The organism is Achromobacter sp. FW305-C-13, assembly GCF_058783475.1.
This window is the reverse complement of record NZ_JBYSYN010000003.1, coordinates 654,303-669,020: the sequence shown is the minus strand read 5'-3', so window position 1 is coordinate 669,020 and position 14,718 is coordinate 654,303. Positions and strand designations below refer to the sequence as shown.

General features: G+C 65.1%; 12 protein-coding genes. 1 reads left to right on the top strand and 11 read right to left on the bottom strand.

Translation table 11 applies throughout. From position 1 onward, the window contains the following. Positions 1 to 10 precede the first annotated feature (10 nt). The 8 genes from AC3WMU_RS22005 to AC3WMU_RS21970 form a co-directional block, all read right to left on the bottom strand. Complete coding sequence (locus tag AC3WMU_RS22005; RefSeq protein ID WP_006223883.1) at positions 11 to 835, bottom strand: M55 family metallopeptidase; 825 nt, start codon at positions 833 to 835, stop codon at positions 11 to 13. 20 nt (positions 836 to 855) lie between these two features. Further along, the gene (locus AC3WMU_RS22000) at positions 856 to 1,950 is read right to left on the bottom strand and encodes a DmpA family aminopeptidase (protein ID WP_492282975.1); all 1,095 of its coding nucleotides are present in this window, start codon (positions 1,948 to 1,950) and stop codon (positions 856 to 858) included. A gap of 185 nt (positions 1,951 to 2,135) precedes the next feature. Then, entirely contained in the window at positions 2,136 to 3,035 is a 900-nt protein-coding gene (gene gsiD, locus AC3WMU_RS21995; RefSeq protein WP_006223881.1) for a glutathione ABC transporter permease GsiD, read from the bottom strand. A 7-nt stretch (positions 3,036 to 3,042) separates the two neighbouring features. Continuing rightward, the gene (gsiC, locus tag AC3WMU_RS21990) at positions 3,043 to 3,963 is read right to left on the bottom strand and encodes a glutathione ABC transporter permease GsiC (RefSeq protein ID WP_006223880.1); all 921 of its coding nucleotides are present in this window, start codon (positions 3,961 to 3,963) and stop codon (positions 3,043 to 3,045) included. Positions 3,964 to 4,052: 89 nt separating this feature from the next. Next, complete coding sequence (gene gsiB, locus AC3WMU_RS21985; RefSeq protein WP_006223879.1) at positions 4,053 to 5,606, bottom strand: glutathione ABC transporter substrate-binding protein GsiB; 1,554 nt, start codon at positions 5,604 to 5,606, stop codon at positions 4,053 to 4,055. Between the two features lie 66 nt (positions 5,607 to 5,672). After that, positions 5,673 to 7,559 (bottom strand): dipeptide ABC transporter ATP-binding protein, encoded by a 1,887-nt coding sequence (locus tag AC3WMU_RS21980; protein WP_006223878.1) that lies wholly within the window; start codon positions 7,557 to 7,559, stop codon positions 5,673 to 5,675. A 44-nt stretch (positions 7,560 to 7,603) separates the two neighbouring features. Further along, positions 7,604 to 8,584, bottom strand: a complete 981-nt coding sequence (locus AC3WMU_RS21975) for an isoaspartyl peptidase/L-asparaginase family protein (protein ID WP_006223877.1) — start codon at positions 8,582 to 8,584, stop codon at positions 7,604 to 7,606. Then, a complete protein-coding gene (locus AC3WMU_RS21970; RefSeq protein ID WP_006223876.1) occupies positions 8,581 to 9,456 on the bottom strand; it encodes a MurR/RpiR family transcriptional regulator in 876 nt (291 codons plus the stop codon). The genes AC3WMU_RS21975 and AC3WMU_RS21970 overlap by 4 nt, the downstream gene beginning before the upstream one ends. A 191-nt stretch (positions 9,457 to 9,647) precedes the next feature. Here AC3WMU_RS21970 and AC3WMU_RS21965 point away from each other — a divergent pair, with 191 nt between their 5' ends. Then, on the top strand, positions 9,648 to 10,106 hold the full coding sequence (locus AC3WMU_RS21965) for a GNAT family N-acetyltransferase (RefSeq protein WP_006223875.1): 459 nt from the start codon (positions 9,648 to 9,650) through the stop codon (positions 10,104 to 10,106). A 30-nt stretch (positions 10,107 to 10,136) separates the two neighbouring features. On the opposite strand, the gene AC3WMU_RS21960 is transcribed toward AC3WMU_RS21965, so the two are convergent. The 3 genes from AC3WMU_RS21960 to AC3WMU_RS21950 form a co-directional block, all read right to left on the bottom strand. Beyond that, entirely contained in the window at positions 10,137 to 10,451 is a 315-nt protein-coding gene (locus AC3WMU_RS21960; RefSeq protein WP_006223874.1) for a hypothetical protein, read from the bottom strand. Beyond that, positions 10,448 to 12,013 (bottom strand): PepSY-associated TM helix domain-containing protein, encoded by a 1,566-nt coding sequence (locus tag AC3WMU_RS21955; RefSeq protein WP_492282974.1) that lies wholly within the window; start codon positions 12,011 to 12,013, stop codon positions 10,448 to 10,450. Before AC3WMU_RS21955 ends, AC3WMU_RS21960 begins: the two co-directional genes overlap by 4 nt. A gap of 61 nt (positions 12,014 to 12,074) precedes the next feature. Next, positions 12,075 to 14,573, bottom strand: coding sequence for a TonB-dependent siderophore receptor (locus AC3WMU_RS21950; protein WP_006223872.1), 2,499 nt, complete (start codon positions 14,571 to 14,573; stop codon positions 12,075 to 12,077). Positions 14,574 to 14,718: the final 145 nt, after the last annotated feature.

The following is a 14,718-nucleotide window of genomic DNA, read 5'->3' as shown; positions in this document are numbered from 1 at the left end:
GATGGGATCCTTAGCGCAACATGAAAGACATGGCGGCCAGGCTGTTCAGCGTACGGACGGCGGCCTGCATGCTATCCGTGGTGAATCGCAAGGTGACGCCGTCCACGCGTTCCAGCGTGGGCCACATGCAGAACAGGTCGGCGAGCGCCGCGCTCTGCGTCTGCAACCGGCATTCTATAGGGGCGGGAATGCGGAAAGGAACGGGGGCCTGCTTCTTCAGGTTGCGCACGGCGGTTTCGGCTGCGGCCGCGATGGCGCGGCGGGAAGCCGCGGGGGACAGGGTGATGCCGCTGCCCTGCCCATGCGCCACTTTGGTCTGCACCCATTCGGCGCCGGGGAAGGTGTCTCGGGTTTCCGAAATGAAGACGTCGTCGCCCGTGCCCAGGATGACGGGCACGCCCATCTCGCCGGCCAGCGCGCCGTACAGGCCGGCTTCGCCCAGTTCCATGCCGTTGATGAACACGCGCGAGAACGCGAAGCTGTTGATCGTGTGGGCCAGGATGCCGCGACCTTGCGAGCGCGAGTGGTAGCCGATCATGAAGACGGCATCGCAACCTTCTTCAAGCCCGCCCATCATGCCCAGGTAGCGCGGCTTGCCCAGCACCAGGCGGGCGCGTTCGTCCAGGCCGTCGGGCAGCAGGTTGCGAAAGCCCCCGTGCGAATCGTTGACCAGGATCTCTTCGGCGCCGCCGGCGATCGCGCCTTGCACGGCCGCATTGGCCTCGGCGGTCATCCACGCGCGGGCGCGCTCGTATTCGCCGTTGCCGGCGCGGACTTGTTCAGCATGGAAGACGCCGGCGACGCCTTCGATATCGGTGGAAATCAGGATCTTCATGGGATCAGCCCTCAGGGGATTCAGAATGCGGTGTCGGACAGCCACTGGCGCCACTGGGGCGCCGCGTCGCGGATGGCGGCGCGGTAATGGCCGTCGCGCCCGGTCACGCCGTCGGCATGCCAGAGCGCGGAAATGATGGCTTGTTCGCAGCCCTCGGCGGCCGCTTCGAACAAGGGGTCGATGCGGGTTTCATGCAGCATGGCGACGGCCGGCATCGGCTGCTCGGCCAGTTGCGGGATCGTATAAGCGGTGGAAAACGCCAGCGCGATGTCGCCGCTGCCATGGCCGAACACCGAGCCGGTGCGCGCCAGGCCGGCGCCCGCACGCAAGGAAAGCCGGCGCAGTTGGCGCGCATCCAGCGGCGCGTCGGTGGCCAGCAGCAAGATGATGGAGCCCTTCTCCGGCACGATCACCGCGTTCTCGCCTTGCTGCGCCAGGCCACGATCCAGCTGGTCCGCCAGCCGGCGGCCGAACGGCCTGCCCGCCACGGTCAGGTTGGGCAAGCGGCCGAAGTTGGACAGCACAAGGGCCCCCACGGTGTAGCGCAGGCCGGGCTGGATGGCGGCTACGCGGGACGCCGAGCCGATGCCGCCCTTGAAGGAAAAGCACGACATGCCGCGCCCCGCGCCGACGGCGCCTTGCGCGAACGGCTTGGCAGCGTTGGCGCAAGCCTCGGCATAGTGCGATTCCTGCACCGCCAGCGCCTGGATGTCATTCAAATAGCCGTCATTGCATTCAAAGACGAGCGGGTTCACGGTCGCCATGCCACGGCCAATGCCGGGGTTGGCCGCCACCGCCTGGCGGATCTGCGCGTTGGCGACGGTGCCCACGCCAAAGGTGTTGGTCAACGCGATGGGCGTTTCCAGCACGCCCAGTTCCTGCACCTGGACCAGGCCCGTACTTTTGCCGAAACCGTTCAGGATGGTCGCGGCGGCGGGCACCTTGTCCAGATAGGGGTCGCCGCCGTGCGGGCGCACCACGGTCACGCCGGTCTGCAGGGGGCCATCGGCCAGCGTGCAGTGCCCGACCGTGACATCGCCCACGTCGCAGATCGTATCCAGCGGGCCCGACGGCAGCACGCCGATGCGGGGAAATTCGTGCGCTTGTTTATCCATGGTTGCCGCGTGTCGCCACGCTCCTTAATGCAAAACGCCGCCGCCCTTCGTTCGACTCATGCGCCCCCAATTGGGGCGCATGATCCAAACGAGGACGGCGGCGAGAAGAGCCTGCCGCCTGACGCCGCCCCCTTTTGGGATAGCTGCCCCCGAAAAGGGGCGGCGCGGCGCGGCGCGGCACTCATTTACTTGCGGTCGATCTTGGGGTCGAGCGCGTCGCGCAGGCCGTCGCCCAGCAGGTTGAAGGCCAGCACCGTCAGGAAAATCGCCAGCGCCGGGAAGATCGCCACGTGCGGGGCGATCACCATGTCGGCGCGCGCCTCGTTCAGCATCGCGCCCCACTCCGGCGTGGGAGGCGATGCGCCCATGCCCAGGAAGGACAGGCTGGCCGCGGTGATGATCGACGTGCCGATACGCATCGTGCCGTACACCACGATCGGCGAGATCGTGCCGGGCAGGATGTGGCGCATGATGATGGTCCAGTCGGACGCGCCCACGCTCTTGACCGCTTCGACATAGGTCATCTGCTTGATCGACAGCGTATTGCCGCGCACCAGGCGGGCGAACGCCGGCACGCTGAACACGGCCACGGCCACGATCACGTTGACCATGCTGGAGCCCAGGATGGCGACCACGCCGATGGCCAGCAGCATGCCGGGGAATGCCAGCAGCACGTCCGAGATGCGCATCGTGATGCGTTCCCACCAGCCTTCGTAGTAACCGGCCATCAGGCCCATGAAGGTGCCGACGATGGCGCCCATGGCCACGGACAAAAAGCCCGCCGCCAACGAGATCCGCGCGCCCATGACGATGCGGCTGAAGATGTCGCGGCCCAGCGAATCCACGCCCAGCCAGTGGGTCAGCGACGGGCCAGCGTTCAGCGCGTCGTAGTCGAAGAAGTTCTCGGCGTCGAACGGCACGATCCACGGCGCGAAGACCGCGACCACGACCAGCAGCAGGACGAAGATGCCGGCGCCCACGCCCAGCTTCTGTTTCTTGAATTTGCGCCAGAACTCGGTGGCGGGCGTGCGCACGTCGTTCTTGGGAACAGCGGCGATGGTCGTGGCGGGTGTCGTATTGCTCATGGCCGCCTCACTTGTAACGGATGCTGGGATTGATGACGCCATAGAGCACGTCGACAATCAGGTTGATCAGGATGAATTCCAGCGAGAACAGCAGCACCAGGCCCTGGATCACCGGATAGTCGCGCTGGGTCACGGCGTCGACCAGCAGACGGCCAAGGCCGGGCCAGTTGAACACCGTCTCGACCACGATCGAGCCGCCCAGCAGGAAGCCGAACTGCAAGCCCATCATGGTCACGACGGGAATCAGCGCGTTGCGCAGCGCGTGCTTGATCACGACGCGGCGTTCGGTCAAGCCCTTGGCGCGGGCGGTCCGCACGAAGTCTTCCTGGATGACTTCCACGAACGAGGCTCGCGTGAAGCGCGCCATCACGGCGGCCACCGCGGCGCCCAGCGTGAGGGACGGAAGGATGTAGTGTTTCCAGCTAGAGGCGCCGACGGTCGGCAACCAGCCCAGGTTCACGGAGAACACCTGCATCAGCATCATGCCCAGCGCGAACGCGGGGAAAGAGATGCCTGACACCGCCAGCGTCATGCCAAGGCGGTCGGGCCAACGGTTACGCCAGACGGCCGACACGATCCCGATGATCATGCCGAAGGTCACTGACCACGCCATGCTGGCCATCGTCAGCCACAGGGTGGGCATGAAGCGGTCGGAAATCTCGGTCGAGACGGGGCGCTTGGTACGCAGCGAGGTACCCAGGTCGCCTTGCAGCATATGGCTGAAATAGCGCACGAACTGCTGCGGCAGGGGCAGATCCAGCCCAAGTTCCTTGCGCACCAGCTCAACCGTTTGCTGGTCGGCCTCCTGGCCCGCGGCCAGTCGCGCCGGGTCGCCCGGAAGCATGTGCACAAACAGGAACACGACCACGGCTACCAACAGCAGCGTGGGGATCATGCCCAAAAGACGTTTGACGATGTAGGTCAGCATTGAAATTCCTGCAACATCGGCGGGGACACCGCGCCCCCGCCGTATGTGGCCTTACAAGGGCCCGAAGGCCCTGAGAGTGACTGCTAGGTTTACTGCTTCAGTTCGATGTCGCCGAACCAGAACGAGGTGTCCGGTTCCACGTACACGCCCGACAGGTTCTTCGACTTTACGTACAGGTTGTTCTGGGTCACCAGGAAGGCCCACGGGGCGTCCTTCCAGATGGTTTCCTGAACGTTCTTGTAGATTTCCGTCTTCTTGGCGCGATCGGTCGTGGCCAGCGCCAGCTGAATGCCGTCGTCCACCGACTTGTTCGAGTAGTACGACACGTTGTTCAGCACCGGCGGGAACGCGGCGGTGGTCAGGAGCGGACGCAGGCCCCAGTCGGCTTCACCGGTCGAGGACGACCAGCCGGCGTAGTACATGCGGACCTTGGCGTCTTCCGGCTTCTGCACCTGTTGGACGCGCTGCACGCGCTGACCCGATTCCAGCACTTCCACCGACACCTTGATGCCGACTTGCGCCAGTTGCTGCTGCAGGAACTGGACCACCTTCACCGAGGTGCCGTCGTTATAGGCGGACCACAGTTGGCTTTCGAAGCCATTGGGGTAGCCGGCTTCAGCCAGCAGGGCCTTGGCCTTCTTGATGTCGTACGGCCACGGGCCGGTCTTGTGCGCGAAGTCCACGCCGGTCGGCACGACGCCGTCGACGATGGTGGCGTAGCCCGAGAAAGCGACCTTGGCCAGGGCTTCCTTGTTGATGGCGTAGTTGATCGCCTCACGCACCTTGACGTTGTCGAACGGCTTTTGCTGCGTGTTCATCGACAGGTAGCGGGCCATGATCGAGTTCTTATGATCGACCACGTCCAGCTTGTCGTTCTTCGAGAGCACGGCGGCCTGTTCGAACGGCACCGGGAAAGCGAACTGCGCTTCGCCCGTCTGCACCACGGCGGCGCGGGTGTTGTTGTCGGTCACGGTACGGAAGGTCAGCGTGTCGACCTTCGGGTAGCCCTTCTTCCAGTAGCCGTCGAACTTCTTGACCTTCAGGTATTCAGCCGGCTTCCATTCGACGAATTCGAACGGGCCGGTGCCCACCGGGTGGAAACCGATTTCCTTGCCGTACTTGGCCAGGGCGGCCGGCGAGATCATCATGGCGGCCGGGTGGGCCAGCGCGTTGATGAAGGCCGAGAACGGCTTCTTCAGCGTGATCTTGACGGTCAGCGGATCCACCACGTCGATCTTTTCGATGACGCTGAACTGGATGTAGCGCGACAGGCGGTTTTCCGGGTTGGCCGGACGATCGAAGTTGATCTTGACCGCTTCGGCGTTGAAGTCGGTGCCGTCGTGGAACTTCACGTCGGGCCGCAGCTTGAACGTGTAGACCAGGCCGTCTTCGCTGACGGTGTAGTCGGTCGCCAGGACCTTCTGGACCTTCAGGTCCTTGTCGAATTCGAACAGGCCTTCGTAGTAGGCCTTGCCGGCCGCCTGGTTCAGGGTGCTGTTGGTATTGTACGGGTCAAGCGTTTCCAGTGCGATGGAGACGGCAAACGTCACGTCCTTGGCAGCAAACGCCAACGGCGAAGTGAGCACACCGAAGGCCACCGCAGCGGCGGCCATCAGCTTGGTGGGGCGCAGAACTTTCATCATTGCAACTCCTGGTTCCAAAATGGAATTAGGGGGTTTGGTGGAAGAAAAACAAGTACGACAACGGAATCAATACGCGCCGCCGACCGGATGGCGGGCAACGAAGTGATCGGTTCCAACCTGCACCAGCGGCTGCACCACCGGCTCGTCGCCGAGCTTGCGGATCGGGCTGGGGATTTCATCGGACAGCAAGGTGCGCTTCAGATGGCGGCGCGCCGGATCGGCGATCGGCACGGCCGACATCAGCTTCTTGGTATACGGGTGCTGCGGATTCTCGAAAATGGCGCGGCGCGGGCCGATCTCGACGATCTGGCCCAGGTACATCACGGCCACGCGATGGCTGACGCGTTCGACCACGGCCATGTCGTGCGAGATGAACAGGAACGAAATGCCCATGTCGCGCTGCAGGTCGATCAGCAGGTTCACGATCTGGGCCTGGATCGACACGTCCAGCGCCGACACCGATTCGTCCGCGATCACGACCTTCGGGTTCAGGGCAAGCGCGCGCGCGATGCAGATGCGCTGACGCTGGCCGCCCGAGAATTCATGTGGGTAGCGCTGCGCCATTTCCGGCGGCATGCCCACGCGCTCCAGCAATTCAGACACGCGGCGCTCGGCATCGCGGCCCTTGGCCACGCCGTGCACCAACAGCGGCTCCATGATGGAGAACCCGACCGTGACGCGCGGATCCAGCGACGCGAACGGGTCCTGGAACACGAACTGGATGTCGCGCCGCAGGGATTGCAGTTCGCTGTTCTTCAGGCGCACGATGTCGCGCCCGCCGAACTTGATCTCGCCGCCCTGGCTGTCCACCAGACGCAGCAGCGAACGGCCGGTCGTGGACTTGCCGCAGCCGGATTCGCCCACCAGCGACAGCGTTTCGCCCGGGTACAGGTCGAAGCTGACCTGTTCCACGGCGTGCACGCGACGCTGCACGCGGCTCAGGATACCGCCGCGCAGATCGAAGCGCGTCACCAGGTTGCGCACGCTCAGGATCGGCTCGCGCTTGGCGGCCGGCACTTCCTGCGTGCTGGTGACGCCGGGTTCGGCCACGGGCTGTGCCTGGCCTTCGACCTGCAGCAACGGGAACCGCGCGGGCAAATCGGTGCCTTCCATGGCGCCCAGCTTCGGCACCGCCGACAGCAGCGCCTTGGTGTAGGAATGCTTGGGTGCGGAGAAGACCTGTTCCGACGGGCCTTCCTCGACCTTGTCACCGCGATACATGACCAGCACACGGTCGGCCACTTCCGCGACTACGCCCATGTCGTGGGTGATGAACACCACGCCCATGTGCATTTCTTCCTGCAGCTGACGGATCAATTGCAGGATCTGCGCCTGGATGGTGACGTCCAGCGCGGTGGTGGGTTCGTCGGCGATCAGCAGCGCCGGCTTGCAGGCCAGCGCCATTGCGATCATCACGCGCTGGCGCATGCCGCCCGACAACTGGTGCGGATAGCGGTCCAGCACCGATTTGGCTTCCGGAATGCGCACCTGTTCCAGCATGCGCAGCGCCTCGGCGCGCGCGGCTGCGGCGTCCTTGCCCTGGTGCTGGCGGATCGATTCGGCGATCTGGTCGCCGGCCGTGAACACCGGATTCAAGGAGGTCATCGGCTCCTGGAAGATCATGGCCATGTCCGCGCCACGCACATTGCGCATCACGCGTTGGCTGGAACCGACCAGGTCGATCACGGAGCCGTTGCGCCGGCGCAGGGCCATGCTGCCCTGGGCGATGCGGCCGCCGCCATGTTCCACCAGACGCATGAGTGCCAGGGACGTCACCGACTTGCCCGAACCCGATTCGCCCACGATGGCCAGGGTTTCACCCCGGTCCACATGGAACGACAGGTTGCGCACGGCTTCGACCGTGCGCTCCGAACCTACGAAGCGCACCGTCAGGTCGTCGACCTGGACCACGCGGTTTTCCGGCAGCGCCAGGCTGTTTGCGCGATCAACCATCTCTTTAATATCCCCAAATACTGAAAAAACGAACCCGTTGCCGCTTAACGATAGATCGCGGTAACCGGCTTTTCGCCCACGCGGGCGTAACCCCGATACATGCCTTCCGTGTTGAAAGGCAACGCCACATTGCCCTGGGCGTCGACGGCCACCAGGCCGCCCTTGCCGCCGATGGTGGGCAGTTTTTCCATCACGACGCGATCCGCCGCCGCTTCCAGCGACGCACCGCAATATTCCATCTGTGCCGCCACGTCGTAAGCCGAGACCATGCGGATGAACATCTCGCCGGTGCCCGTCGTGGAGACGGCGCAGGTCTTGTTGCTGGCGTAGGTGCCGGCGCCGATCAACGGCGCATCGCCGACGCGGCCGACCTGCTTGTTGGTGATGCCGCCGGTGGAGGTGGCAGCCGCCAGGTTGCCCTGGGCGTCCACGGCCACCGCGCCGACCGTGCCGAACTTCTTGTCGGCATCCAGCGGATCGGCCGGTGCGGGCTGGCCGCGCGCGACCATGGCCTGGCCGTCGTGATCCAGCACGGCGGCTTCCGGCGTTTCGCGCTGCACGCGCAGCAGTTGTTCGCGGCGGGCTTCGGTCGAGAAATACGACGGATCGACGATTTCCAGGCCCGCGTCACGTGCGAAGGTTTCAGCGCCCTCGCCCACGAAGAACACGTGCTTGCTGGTTTCCATGACCTTGCGCGCAGCAAAGATAGGGTTGCGCACGCAGTTCACGTTGGCGATGGCGCCCGAACGCAGCGTGGCGCCATCCATGATGGCGGCATCCAGTTCGTGGGTGCCGGCGCTGGTGAACACGGCGCCATGGCCGGCGTTGAACAGCGGGCAATCTTCCAGCAGGCGCACGGCTTCGGTAACGGCGTCCAGGGCGCTGCCGCCACGGGCCAGCACGGCTTGGCCGGCGGTCAGGATGGACTCCAGGGCGGCTAGGTATTCCTGTTCTTTCTCGGGCGACATGGCCGCGCGGGACATCGCGCCGGCGCCACCGTGAATGGCAATCACGGGTTGAATCATCGTTTACCTACTCCATGGATAAGCCACGGCATCACGGACTGGGTCACCCCAGCAGCGGCCGCGACGGAATTCTTGGCCCGATAGGCCACCGCGGCGGACAGGGCTTCGATCAGCCCCAGCGCAGCGGTTTCGGAATTGGGAATCAGCTGGCGCGCGGAAAACGCGTAGAGCACGACGGATGCCGTGGGCGCCAGCGGAGACGTGGGTTTGTCGGTCAGCACCAGGACGGGCACGCCAGCCTGCTTGGCGGCGGCGGCCAGCGTCACGGTGTCGGCCAGATAGCGCGGGAAACCGATAGCGATCACCAGGTCCTTGGCGGTCATGCGCGACATCTGGCGTGCCGCGTGCGACACGCCGCCGGGACCGGCCAACGATTCGACGGAATGCAGGCTCATGCACAGGCCGCGTTGCAGCAGGCCGGCCAGAAAGCCGCTGGCCCCGAAACCAATGATGAACACGCGGTCGGCGGCCAGGATGGCTTCCACCGCCTGCTCACAGGCGGCCGAATCCAGCGATTGCAGGTTGCGCTGCGCGTTGCGGATGTCTTCTTCCAGCGTGGCAGCGAAGATCTGCACGGCGCTGGCGGAATGCGCCAGTTCGGTACGCAGCTTTTCGACGGGTTCCAGCGCGGCTTCGAATCCGCGCGCCAGTTCGGCGCGGAATTGCGGATAGCCCGGCAGGTCCAGGGCGCGCGCAAAGCGGTTGGCCGTGGCCACCGACACCCCTACCGCCGCCGCAAACTCGTCGATGGTCATCGTGGCGGCGCGGAACTGGTGCGCCAGCACGTACTCGGCCATCTTGTGCTGCGTCCGGCTCAGCGCGGGCTGAGCCCGGGCGATCCGATCAGCGATCGTAAGTGCGGCCTTGTTCATCGGTGGGGGGATGGGTCTTAGCTGAGGTTTGTGTAAATCTGTTTACACACAAATTTTAGATAAGAAAATTCATTTTCATAGTAAGGGTATACCCGTGAATTTATGTAACAGTGCATCAAAAGAAACGGGGCCGGTTTGAGGTACGCTAACGGCGCCCTGTTTTTCACCCCCTGAAGCCTTGGATTGACGCAATGCCCGAATGGATCTGCAAGCCCCACCAGGACCTGACCGTGCCGGAGATCTACGCGATCCTGCGCCTGCGCACGGAAGTTTTCGTCATCGAACAGCAGTGCATCTTCCAGGACGTCGACGGCAAGGACCTGATCGGCCAGACGTGTCATCTGATGGCATGGCAGGACGGCCAATTGGCCGCCTATTGCCGCATGCTGGACCCGTCGCAGAAAGATGGGCAGATCGAAATCGGACGCGTCATCACCGCGCCCTGGACACGCGGCCAGGGCCTGGGCCACGAGCTGATCCGCCATGCAATGCAGGAAGTGCGCCAGCGCTGGCCCGGCCGCGCCATGTACCTGGGCGCCCAGGCCCGCTTGCGCAACTACTACGGCGGGCACGGCTTCGTGCAGGTCACCGAGGAATACATCGAGGACGGCATCCCGCACGTGGGGATGCGGCTGGACGAAACCGCCTGAGCCCACGCATACGCCTGGCGGATTCCGGTATCACCCCAGCGCGCGCAGGCCCGCCAGCGCCCCCGCCATCAGCGCCGACCACGCGCCCAGCCACAGCCAGGCCCGCGTGGCGCTGCCGGTGCTGAACACCCACACCACGATGCCTGTGTGCAAGACAAAACTTGCCAATGTGGCGGCCATGACGCTCGCGGCCAGCGGCAGGCCGGCCAGGCGCGGCAGCGCCAACGCAAGCACTGACGTGGCCAGCGCCGAGAGCGCATAGCCCCCTGCCGCCGCCGCCAGCACGCGGCTGGCGACCTGCCATCGATACCCGCCGCCTGGGCGGGGGGAGGCCAACCGGCTCATGTTTTGCCCCGCCTTGCCGGGCCTGCGTCTGGCCGCAAGCGACTGGCCGCGGCGCCGAACAACAGCCCCAAGCCGATCGCCGTCAATTCCACCGCAGCGAGCGCCCGGTCGCCTTGGGCCATATACGTCACAAGATGCTGGCCCAACGTCGCCCAGTTCAGCAGCGGCAGGCACACGCACAGCAACGCCGCGGCCGCCAATTGTTCCCGCCACGCAAGATTCGGAGGCCGCAACAGGGCATGCGCCAGGCTTGCCGCCCATATCCCGAAAAACACGCGGATCTCCCACGCGGCGCGATCCGCCAGGTCCACAGGGATCAACCGGTTCGCATAGAAATACGCGATGCTGGCCAGGGCCACGCCCGCCAGCGATGCCACATTTAAGGCCTCGACGCCGCGGTAGACGCGTGCGGTTGCCGCGCCGAATTCCGCTTCGCACCGTTTGCGGCGCTTGATGGAAAAAAGCAGCGTGCCGGTGGCGACCATGGCCGTGCCCGCCAGGCCGGACAGGAAATACAGCCACTTCATGGTCCAACCGCCGAAATTCGCTTTGTGCAGCGCTTCGATCGCTTCGTGGACCTGTTTGGCCGATGCCTGCCCGTCCGCATCGGGCGCGTGCGCCTCAAGCATCGCGCCGCTTTCCGCATCGAAGCGCACGCTGCCAGGCGTGGGAAGCAGGCGCCGCGAGACCTCGGCACCCGGCTCGGTCCCGACCATGCGGATCGTGCCCCGCAAGCCGGACGGACGATCCAGGATCACCTGGCTTACCGGGCCGCCCATCAACGCGCTTGCCTCGGCAAGCAGCGGCGCGGGGTCGACGATGCGTGCATCCACGGCCGACGGCTCACGCGGCCACGTCTGCGCTGGCGCCAAGCCGGCCTGGAACCGCGCGTAGGCGCCCGCGTCCGCGCCATACGCCACGCGCAGCGGCAAGGGCGCATAGCTGGTGTAGAAAAACGCCAATCCCGTGTAGCCGATCATGAACAGGAACGGCAACGTCAGCACGGCCGTGGCGTTGTGCGCGTCCATCCACGAACGCTGCCCCTTGCCCTGCCGGAAGGTAAAAAAGTCCGTGAACAAGCGCTTGTGCACAACCACGCCGGAAACCAGGGCAACCAGCATGCCCAGGGTGATCCAGCCCACCAGCCAGTAACCCGCCAATCCGCCATGCAAGGTGTAGTGAAACGACATGAAATGCCGGCCCCCTTCCGTTTGGCGCGTTCGCGGTTCGGCCAGCGGCTGCCCGGTAGCGGCATCTAGCGTCGCATACCGGTTAGCGCCTTGCGCATCGCGCCAGGCCAACGCCAACGCGCCGCCCTGGCGTTCGGGCAGCCCCATGCGCCAGGACCGGACGCCGGCCGCGTGGTCGGCCAGATACCGCAGCCCGATCTGCAGCGCCGCCGCCTGATCCTCGCGCGTCGATGCCGCCGCAACCGGCTTGAGCGGACCGGCCTGCATCCAGCGCGTGATCGGTTCCCGGAAGACACTGACCGTACCCGTCAGGAAGATGGCGCACAGCAGCCAACCACAAGTCAGGCCGCACCACATGTGCAACCAGGACATGCTCTGGCGAAAGCCGCCCTTCATGTCAACCGCACGCCTTCACGCCCCATTGCCATGGACCTCAAAACGTACCGCGCACAGTCAGCATGACGTTGCGCGGTTCGCCATAGTGGTTGCCGCGCCGGATCTGGCTGATCATGCCGTAGTAGCTTTTGTCGAAGACGTTGGCGACGTTCACGGCGGCGGTCCAATGCCGGTTGAACCGGTAGGCGGCGCGCAGGTCCCACACCGCGCGTCCCGGCGCGCCCATCCTGACCGACGTATCGTCGTAGGCCGGGTAGGAATAGCCGCTCTGCGCGGACACCCCGCCCCCGATCGTTACGGCGTTCCATTTGCCCGGCAACTGGTAGGAGGTCGACAGCCGCAGCAGATGGCGCGGCGTTTCGGCGCTGATGGATTGGCCTTCGTCATCCTTGCTGGTCAGATACGTATAGCCGGCCATCACTTGCCAGCCCGGAGCCAGCTCACCGCTGGCTTCCAGCTCGAACCCCTTGCTGCGCAGGTTGCCGCCATTGCGGTAGCAATCGCGCGAGGCGAGCGACCCCGGGCAGCTGGCCGCGATGTTCTCGTCCACGACGGCGAGGCCGGACTTGCGGATGGCAAAGACCGCGGCGGACACGTTCAACCGGCCGTCGTACAGTTCACCCTTCACGCCGGCCTCGTAGTTGGCGCCAATGGCCGGATCCAACGGCGTTCCCGATGACGTCACATACGAACTCTGCGGTTGGAAGGTGTCGGCATAGCTGGTGTAGACAGACCACTGATTGTCCAGGTCATAAACCAGACCCGCGTACGGCGTGAACTCGTGCTTTTGCTGGTAATCGGCGGTCTTCCGGCCGGTAATGTCGTCGTCCGCCCGGTACTCCAGCCAGCTCAGGCGGCCGCCGAGGATCAGGTGCAGCGGGTCGGCCAATTGCAGGCGAGCATTGGCGTACAAGCCGTATTGCGTTTCGCGCAGGGACGATCGACTATCCCAGTCCGGGCGCTCCGGCTCAGGGATGGACGAATGATCCGGATTGAATACATCGATCGGCGTATTGGCCGTCAGGTCCGCCGACTGCTGTCCGGTGCGCTGGCGTGACCAGTTCGCGCCCACCAGGACTTGGTGCGTGCGGCCCAGCGCGCGGAAACTGCCGGTCGTGTTCGCGTCGATCCCGTCGCTGACAAGATGCATGCGGTTGAAATAGATGTCGTAGAAGCTGGATCCGATGCCCGTGGCGCGATCCACGCCGCCCACGGGGATGGCCACCCGCTGGTCCAGGTCCGTGATCGTGTGGTTGTACGAGACTTTGGCCTTCCAGTCGCCGGCAAAGCGGTGTTCAGCCTCGGCGAACACTTCACTGACTCCCCCCTTTTGGCGGTTCCAGTCCTGGATCAGCGAGGTCGAGCGCGACACGTCCAACGCTCCGCCGTCCGTATAGCGCGGCAAGCCGAATAGCCAGTAGCCGTCGGTCGTGCTCTCTTGCCGGCGCGCCCCAAACGTCAGGAGGGTGTTCGGCCCCACGTCGGCGTCGATGACCCCATAAAGCAATGGCGCGCGGGACGCGGAGCCATCGTAGAAGAAGTGGCGGTCCTGATAGGCGGTCACGAAACGCGCGCGCACCGTGCCATCGGCATTCAGCGGCCCGCCCGCATCCAGTTCGCCGCGGTAGTTGTCCCACGATCCCACGGAGCCCGCCATCTCCAGATGCGCTTCGCCACGCGGGCGCTTGCGCACCATGTTGATGGCGCCGCTAGGGTCTGCCGCGCCCAGCACCAGCCCGCCCGCGCCGCGCAGCACTTCCACGCGGTCGAACACCGCCGTATCGACCGGTAGCCAGCCCACCGGTGCGTACACGGTGCCGGGCACACCATCGATCATGTAGTTGGCGTTGTCGACGTTGAAGCCACGGATGGAGAACTTGTGGTTGCCGAAGTTCCGCGCGGACTTCGTCACGCCCGTCGTTTGCGCAAGCGCCTCCTCCAGCGTTGTCAGGTTCCTGTCGTCCAGTTGCTGCCGCGTGATCACGCTGACCGATTGCGGCGTTTCGCGGATCGACTGGGTCCATTTGCCCAAGGTCAGCGCGGGGCTGGTATAGGAGCCGGTCTGCTCGGTCGTCGCCGTACGTTCACCCTGGCCGGTGACCGTCACTGCCTGCAGCGTGACCGCACCGGACGAGTCCGCCGCGGGCCCGGTGATCCGGGTCAACGTGAACACGTCAGGTCGGGCGCTATTGACGATCACCCCCGACCCCGCCAACAAACGGTCCAGCGCCTCGCGCGGCGTGAATTTGCCCTGCACGGCGGGTGCCTGCCGGCCGGTCACGACGGCTTCATCGAAGAGCACCTGATGCCTGGATTGCTCGGAAAACAACCGCAATGCACGGTCCAGCGGCTGGGCTTCGATACTGTATTCCTGCTGTTGCACCGCTTGCGCCCGGCTGGCCTCGGGCGCCGCCGTTGCCGCCACCACGCACGCGGCCAACACGGATATCGGCATCGGCTGCGGCAACCTCTTGCCGCGCACCCCGGCCGCCATAGCGCCACCGGCGATCGCCCCCTTCAATTTCCCGCCTTGCATACCTGCTTGCTCCTGTCGGCCCGTATCGGCCTTCGCATCCACACCATGACCCGGCGCCAGTTCCATGCGCCCTGCCTGGGTAAACGGATTTCAGGAGAAAGGTGGGAACCCGTGGGCAGGCCCCAAAATGAAAGCAATTGAAACA

Excerpts from the sequence above, each read along its gene's own strand:
- AC3WMU_RS22005 (WP_006223883.1), bottom strand. The coding sequence starts at position 835 with ATGAAGATCCTGATTTCCACCGATATCGAAGGCGTCGCCGGCGTCTTC.
- AC3WMU_RS22000 (WP_492282975.1), bottom strand. The coding sequence starts at position 1,950 with ATGGATAAACAAGCGCACGAATTTCCCCGCATCGGCGTGCTGCCGTCG.
- gsiD (WP_006223881.1), bottom strand. The coding sequence starts at position 3,035 with ATGAGCAATACGACACCCGCCACGACCATCGCCGCTGTTCCCAAGAAC.
- gsiC (WP_006223880.1), bottom strand. The coding sequence starts at position 3,963 with ATGCTGACCTACATCGTCAAACGTCTTTTGGGCATGATCCCCACGCTG.
- gsiB (WP_006223879.1), bottom strand. The coding sequence starts at position 5,606 with ATGATGAAAGTTCTGCGCCCCACCAAGCTGATGGCCGCCGCTGCGGTG.
- AC3WMU_RS21980 (WP_006223878.1), bottom strand. The coding sequence starts at position 7,559 with ATGGTTGATCGCGCAAACAGCCTGGCGCTGCCGGAAAACCGCGTGGTC.
- AC3WMU_RS21975 (WP_006223877.1), bottom strand. The coding sequence starts at position 8,584 with ATGATTCAACCCGTGATTGCCATTCACGGTGGCGCCGGCGCGATGTCC.
- AC3WMU_RS21970 (WP_006223876.1), bottom strand. The coding sequence starts at position 9,456 with ATGAACAAGGCCGCACTTACGATCGCTGATCGGATCGCCCGGGCTCAG.
- AC3WMU_RS21965 (WP_006223875.1), top strand. The coding sequence starts at position 9,648 with ATGCCCGAATGGATCTGCAAGCCCCACCAGGACCTGACCGTGCCGGAG.
- AC3WMU_RS21960 (WP_006223874.1), bottom strand. The coding sequence starts at position 10,451 with ATGAGCCGGTTGGCCTCCCCCCGCCCAGGCGGCGGGTATCGATGGCAG.
- AC3WMU_RS21955 (WP_492282974.1), bottom strand. The coding sequence starts at position 12,013 with ATGTCCTGGTTGCACATGTGGTGCGGCCTGACTTGTGGTTGGCTGCTG.
- AC3WMU_RS21950 (WP_006223872.1), bottom strand. The coding sequence starts at position 14,573 with ATGCAAGGCGGGAAATTGAAGGGGGCGATCGCCGGTGGCGCTATGGCG.